This window comes from Streptomyces sp. NPDC060205 (assembly GCF_042728395.1).
Taxonomy (GTDB): Bacteria; Actinomycetota; Actinomycetes; order Streptomycetales; family Streptomycetaceae; genus Streptomyces.
Genome location: NZ_JBHWZP010000101.1, coordinates 22,007 through 28,427, shown reverse-complemented (window position 1 = coordinate 28,427; position 6,421 = coordinate 22,007). Strand labels below are relative to the sequence as shown.

Genomic DNA, 6,421 nt, shown 5'->3' with positions numbered 1-6,421 from the left:
GCCTCGTACTGGACGTACTTGGCTCTGCGCCCGGCACGGCGAGAGCACGCACCTGACGCCGCGCGGCCGCCCTGCGGGCGACGACGGGAATTGTCAGACAGGCCCTAGGCGATACGCCGGCGGTTCGGCGGGTGTCGGCCGCTGCCGGACGGCGTGACTGCGGACGCCGCGGTCGTGGCGCCCCGGACCAGGGCGGGGACCGTCGGGATGGTTGCCCGCGTCCGGCTCGTTGTGAGTCCATGTGCCGCGACCGTGGACACCGCGCCTGGCGTCAGAGTTTCGGCCTGCCCGACCACGGAGCCGTCCCCGCCGGACGTTGCGTCAGCGGCCTCACACCGGGTGGTGACGAAGTCGCCGAGAGCCCGCGCTTTTTGGTTGCCGGGGTCACCGTGGTCCACGGGTTTCCGGGGGCCACGGCCCGGCGGCGGGCCTACGCCTTCTCGCCGCCCCGTCGGTCCGCCAGGCCGCGGATCAGGGAGACGAACGGTGCGACGTGCGAGCTGTAGCTCATGCCGTCGAAGCTGTTCGTCAGTGACAGTCCGTCAGTCATGGCCCGTCCCAGGACAGCCAGCTCCTCGATGAAAGCCTTGTCGCCCGCTGCGTCACCCGGTGCGAAGACAGGTGTCAGGACGTCCACCCATGAAGCGTGGGCGAAGTCGCGGATGCGGCGCACGGTGGCCTTCACGACCTCGTCGTCCTTCTGCGGTCCCACGCTGATCGCCAGCAGAAGGCGGAGGTAGTCGGGCCGCTCGTCGAGGGAGGCGCACGCGGCCGTGAACCAGGCCTCGAACCGGTCGAGGGGTTCGAGGCCGTCGAAGGAGGACGGATGGGCGAACAGCGCGTGCAGCTCGTTGAAGGTGCGGTCGAGCAACGCCGCCAGGACGCCCAGTTTGTTGCCGAAGTGGTAGTAGATGGAGCTGGCGGGCAACCCGGACTGCGCGGAAAGGTCCGAGATGGCCATGCCGTCATACCCTCGACTCGACACGAGGCTACGGGCCGCATCGAGGATGAGATCACGGCTGCTCAACCCGGCAGCGCCCGATACGGAGTTGTTTCCCTTCACCATGGGCCCATGATAGGTGCCGCGCCCTGTGTGGACGGACAGGCGTGCGGCTGGGCGAACCGGTGCCTGCACCGCCTCCTCGGCGGCCGAGGTGTCTCAGCGCAAGAAGCCCTCATAGTTGCGCTGTTGCAGCTGACTCTCGATCTGCCTCACCGTCTCCAGGCCCACACCGACGATGATCAGAATGCTGGTTCCGCCGAACGGGAAGTTCTGGCCCGCACCCGTCACGGCCAGCGCGATGGTGGGGACGAGAGCGATCAGCCCCAGATACAGCGCGCCCGGCCAGGTGATCCGGGTGAGTACGTAGTGCAGGTACTGGGCGGTCGGCCGCCCGGCTCTGATTCCCGGTATGAAGCCTCCGTACTGCTTCATGTTTCCGGCGACCTCGTCCGGGTTGAAGGTGATCGCGACATAGAAGAACGCGAAGAACACGATCAGCGCGGAGTACGTCGCTATGTAGACCGGGTGATCGCTCTTGGAGAGGTTCTGGGTGACCCAGGCCTTCCACCCTGAGTCGCCCTGCGAGAACTGGGCCACCAGAGAGGGCACGTAGAGAAGTGACGAGGCGAAGATCACTGGGATGACACCCGCCTGGTTCAGCTTCAACGGTATGTAGGTGGAGGTGCCGCCGTAGGAGCGGCGACCGATCATGCGCTTCGCGTACTGCACCGGGATACGGCGCTGGGCCTGTTCCACGAACACCACCAGGCCGACCAGGGCCAGGGCGACGAGGATGACTCCGCCGAACTCGATCCATCCGTCGGCCAGGGTGCCCTGCTTCTTGATCGCCCACAGGGCGGCGGGGGTCGTGGAAGCGATCGATATGAACATCAGGATCGACATGCCGTTTCCGATGCCACGGTCGGTGATCAGCTCGCCGAGCCACATGACGACCGCAGTGCCGGCGGTCATGGTGATGACCATGGTGATGGTCACGAAGACGGAGCGGTCTGGAACGATCAGGTCGGCCGCTGAGCAATTCTGGAACAGCGACCCGTTGCGGGCGGTGGCGACCAGACCGGTGCCCTGAAGAACGGCGAGCGCCACGGTCAGGTACCGCGTGTGCTGGGTGATCTTCGCCGTGCCGGCCTGGCCCTCCTTCTTCAGGGCTTCCAGGCGGGGGATGACCACGGTCAGCAGTTGCAGGATGATGCTGGCGGTGATGTAAGGAAGGACGCCGAGGGCGAAGATGGTGATCTGCAGCAGGGCGCCGCCACTGAAGAGGTTGACCAGCCCGAACAGTCCCTCGCTGCCCGAGGTTTGATCGACGCACTGCTGGACCGCTCGGTAGTTGACGCCAGGGATCGGTACATGGGTGCCTACCCGGTACACGACGATGACGCCGAGAGTGAAGAGCAACCTCCTGCGCAGGTCAGGCGTTTTGAACGCGTGGGCTAGCGCGACGAACACGGTGCCTCCCGCGACCCTACGTGCTGGTGCCGTAATGCGGGTCAGAGATTTTCGAAGTACAGCGGCACGTCGACGACCGCTACCGCTGTGGTGATGGGACCGACCGTCCGAAGAGGAGGGTGGTGTCGGCGCGCGCTGTCCTTTCCCTGCCGCAGCGCCGTGCGACCCGTGGGCCAGGGGTCGAAGGAACGTTCTGCCTCGCAGCATTGTCGAGTTCTGCCGGACGCCTGTCAAGACTGAACGTTCTGTCTGTCCTGTGCGGAGTGGGCGCGGGATGCGCCCGGCGCCGGCCTCGCGGCCCGGAACGTGGTCAGGGCGTGCGGTCTGCCTCCGTGGCGGCCCGGACCAGACCGCTGGACGCGCTGAGTGGTACCTCCCTGATGAACAGGGTGACAAGGAAGGCGATCAGGGCGACCGGGGAGACGTACAGGAAGATGTCGCCGATGCCGTGGCCGTAGGCGCCCTCCAGCCAGGTGCGGACAGGGGTCGGCAGAGCGGCGAGGTCGGGCAGCCGGCCGCTGCCGGACGCCTTCGCGGCGGTGGCCTGGTCCTGCGGACTGAGCCCGGCGATGGTGTCGAGTGCGTGATGCCCGATGCGGGTCGTGAGGACCGAGCCGAGCACCGAGACGCCCACCGCGCCGCCGAGTGAGCGGAAGAAGGTCACGGTGGAGGATGCGGCGCCGAGGTCGCCGGGGGAGACCTGGTTCTGTGTGCACAGCACGAGGTTCTGCAGCGTCATACCGACGCCGAGGCCTATGAGTGCCATGCAGGCGGCCGTGTACAGGTAGGGGGTGTCGTAGCGGAGTGCGCCGAGCAGGGCCAGACCCGCCGTCATCAGAACGCCGCCGGCCAGGAGCCAGCCCTTCCACTTGCCGGTGCGGGTGATGATCCGGCCGGAGACGGTGGAGGAGATGAACAGGCCCGCGATGAGCGGGATCGTCATGATGCCCGACATGGTCGGGGACTCGCCGCGCGCGAGCTGGAAGTACTGGCTGAAGAAGACGGTGCCCGCGAACAGGGCGATACCGACGAACAGAGAGGCCAGTGAGGCGAGGGTGATGGTGGGGTTGCGGAACAGCCGCAGCGGGATGATCGGTTCCGCGGCCCTGGCCTCGACCGCGACGAACAGCAGTGTCAGCACACCGGCCGCGCCGACCAGCGTATATGTCTGCCAGGACAACCAGTTGTACTTGTCGTCGGCGAAGGTGACCCAGATCAGCAGGGTGCATACGGCGGCGGTGACGAGGAAGGCGCCGGCCCAGTCGACCTTCACCTGACGCTTGACCAGCGGCAGGTTCAGTGTGCGTTGCAGCACGACCAGTGCGACGAGGGCGAACGGGATGCCGACGAACAGGCACCAGCGCCAACCGAGCCACGAGGTGTCGGTGATGACGCCGCCGAGCAGCGGGCCGCCGACGGTGGCGACGGCGAAGGTGGCGCCCAGGTAACCGGAGTAACGGCCGCGCTCCCGGGGGGAGATCATCGCGGCGAGCACGACCTGCCCGAGGGCGGACAGGCCACCTCCGCCCAGGCCCTGGATGACCCGGGCGGTGATCAGTGTGGCGGGGTTCTGGGCGAAGCCGGCGACCACGGAGCCGAGGACGAAGATCACCAGTGCCGACTGGACCAGGATCTTCTTGCTGAACTGGTCGGCGAGCTTGCCCCACAGGGGTGTTGACGCGGTCACCGCGAGAAGGGAGGAGGTGACGACCCAGGTGTACGCGCTCTGGCCGCCGCCGAGGTCGCTGATGATCCTGGGCAGGGCGTTGGTGACGACGGTCGAGGACAGGATGGCGCAGAACAGGCCGAGGAGCAGTCCCGACAGGGCGCGCATGATCTGTGCATGCGTCATCGGCTCACCGGTGAATCCTCCCTCGTGGAGGGCGGGTGACTGCGCACCTGCGTTGGGCGTGGTTGTCATGGGCGGGGATTCCTTTACGAGGGCGAGGGGTGTTCTGGGCCGGTGTACGGGCGGCGCCCGGCCGGTGCGTACGACATCGTGCGAGGTGTGTTCGGGACGGCTGGCCGCCGCTGCCGTTGCTTGGGGCAACCATGTGGTCGCGAGATCGCGCCGGACCGTGTGTCGGTAGGCTAGCAGACCTCAAGATAGAACGTTCGGTATTGACAACGTACTCGTGAGAGGCCTAAATAAGAGGACCGAACGTTCTCCCAGGATTCCTTCCGTCGGCATCGCCGAACGTGCTCTCGGGCTGCCCGGCGGCGGCCGTCAGGCCATGGCCGGTGGGCGACGCCTTCGCATGTACGCCAGGAAATCCCGGGAGCCCCGAGAGTGGATGCCTCTCGGACTTCTGACCGACTCTGCAGAAACCATTGGGAAAGAGGACGCTTTGACCTTCCGTCATGAGGTGCATCGTTGTGCCACGGTCACCGGACTGCTCTTCGCCACCGCGCTGCTGACGGCCCCTCAGGCTCTGGCAACCTCCGCCCCTGTGCATACGGATACTTCGCGTGATGCCGTGGAAGCGGCTGAGTCGCTCGGCAGGCTCGGTCCACTGACCGACCTCATCATCGAGCGGCTCCAGATCGGTGACGACGTGGCGGCGTCCAAGTTCGGAACCGACTCGCCCATCGAGGACCCGGTACGTGAGCAGCAGGTGCTGGAACAGGTCCGAGTGAAGGCCGAAGCCCTGGGAGTGAATCCGGATGCGGCGGTCGCCTTCTTCCAGGATCAGATCACGGCGAGCAAGATCGTCCAGAGGGGGTTGTTCGCCCGCTGGACCGCGCACCCCGAGGAAGCTCCTACGACACGTCCTGACCTCGGTCCGATCCGTGAGCGGCTCGATCAGCTGACCACGGAGTTGCTGCGGGAACTCAAGGGCACTGAACAACTGCGTGACAAGCCCGTCGCCTGTGCGGTGCAACTCTCGTTGGCCGCCGGCTCCGGGGCGGCACTGGAGCGACTGGACGCGCTCCACCGCCAGGCGCTGAGGACCGGGACGCACTCCGTGTGCCATTAGAAGGCCGGTCGATCCAGTCCCGTGCTGCGGGGGAACGGGCATCGCTCATTCCCCCGCAGCGCCTGTGCAACGGCGGTCAAGGCGTGGCCAACCCGCGCGCGTGGCCAAGGCTCGTGACGCCGCCCACGGCCGTATGCACGGTGGCCTTGGGCCGGTCGCGGAACGCCGGCAACGACAGGCCCGTACGGAGGTAGAACGTTCGGTCTTGACATTGTGCGACGCGGTCGCCATGATGAAGAGACAGAACATTCAGTCCCGCGGGAAAGGGTGCCCGGTTGTTCGCCGTTGGCGGCAGTTCCGGCACACCACACCATTCGGCGGACCGATGTCATCCCCCTGGTCGAAGCGGCCGGCAGCACAGCGTGCTGAACCCGCTTCACCTCCCGTATCAATCGAAAGGTTCGTTGTGAGCACTGTTGCTGCTGCTCCGTCCGGCGTCGCCGGGACCGCGTCTGCTCTGCGGCGGTTGTACTTCGTCCGGTTCGCGTTTGCGATCGTCTGGGCTGCGGTGCTGCTTCCGATGGCATCGAAGATCAACCCGGCGGTGGCGACGCTTCTCGTGCTGTACCCGCTGTTCGATGTGGGCGCGGCCGTGTACGACGCGAAGGTTTCGAAGGGCACGGGGTCACCTGCGCTGCTGTATGTGAACGTCGCGGTCAGTTCCGCCACGGCGATCGGCCTGGCCGTAGCGAGTGCGTCGGGTATCCCGGCGGTGCTGCGCGTGTGGGGTCTGTGGGCGGTGGTGGCCGGACTGGTCCAGCTGATCGTGGCTGTTCCGCGCCGCAAGATGGGTGGCCAGTGGCCGATGATCCTCAGCGGCGGTATCTCGGTCCTGGCGGGCGGGTCGTTCATCGCCTCGGCCGGCGCCGACGATCCCTCGCTGTCCAGCGCGATCGGCTACGCCATTCCGGGCGCGATCTTCTTCCTCATCTCGGCCCTGCGTCTGGGCCGCGCCTCGAAGGGTGAATGA

Annotated in this window: 5 protein-coding genes; 2 read left to right on the top strand and 3 right to left on the bottom strand. The window is 66.7% G+C overall.

Annotation, left to right across the window (positions count from 1 at the left end; translation table 11 throughout):
- Positions 1 to 430 precede the first annotated feature (430 nt).
- The 3 genes from ACFWGJ_RS19595 to ACFWGJ_RS19585 form a co-directional block, all read right to left on the bottom strand.
- Positions 431 to 1,066, bottom strand: a complete 636-nt coding sequence (locus ACFWGJ_RS19595; protein WP_387325977.1) for a TetR/AcrR family transcriptional regulator — start codon at positions 1,064 to 1,066, stop codon at positions 431 to 433.
- Between the two features lie 93 nt (positions 1,067 to 1,159).
- On the bottom strand, positions 1,160 to 2,473 hold the full coding sequence (gene secY, locus ACFWGJ_RS19590) for a preprotein translocase subunit SecY (protein WP_387325974.1): 1,314 nt from the start codon (positions 2,471 to 2,473) through the stop codon (positions 1,160 to 1,162).
- A 310-nt stretch (positions 2,474 to 2,783) separates the two neighbouring features.
- The gene (locus tag ACFWGJ_RS19585; RefSeq protein ID WP_387325971.1) at positions 2,784 to 4,394 is read right to left on the bottom strand and encodes an MDR family MFS transporter; all 1,611 of its coding nucleotides are present in this window, start codon (positions 4,392 to 4,394) and stop codon (positions 2,784 to 2,786) included.
- Between the two features lie 556 nt (positions 4,395 to 4,950).
- Here ACFWGJ_RS19585 and ACFWGJ_RS19580 point away from each other — a divergent pair.
- Entirely contained in the window at positions 4,951 to 5,451 is a 501-nt protein-coding gene (locus tag ACFWGJ_RS19580; RefSeq protein ID WP_387325968.1) for a chorismate mutase, read from the top strand.
- Between the two features lie 406 nt (positions 5,452 to 5,857).
- Complete coding sequence (locus ACFWGJ_RS19575; protein ID WP_387325965.1) at positions 5,858 to 6,421, top strand: hypothetical protein; 564 nt, start codon at positions 5,858 to 5,860, stop codon at positions 6,419 to 6,421.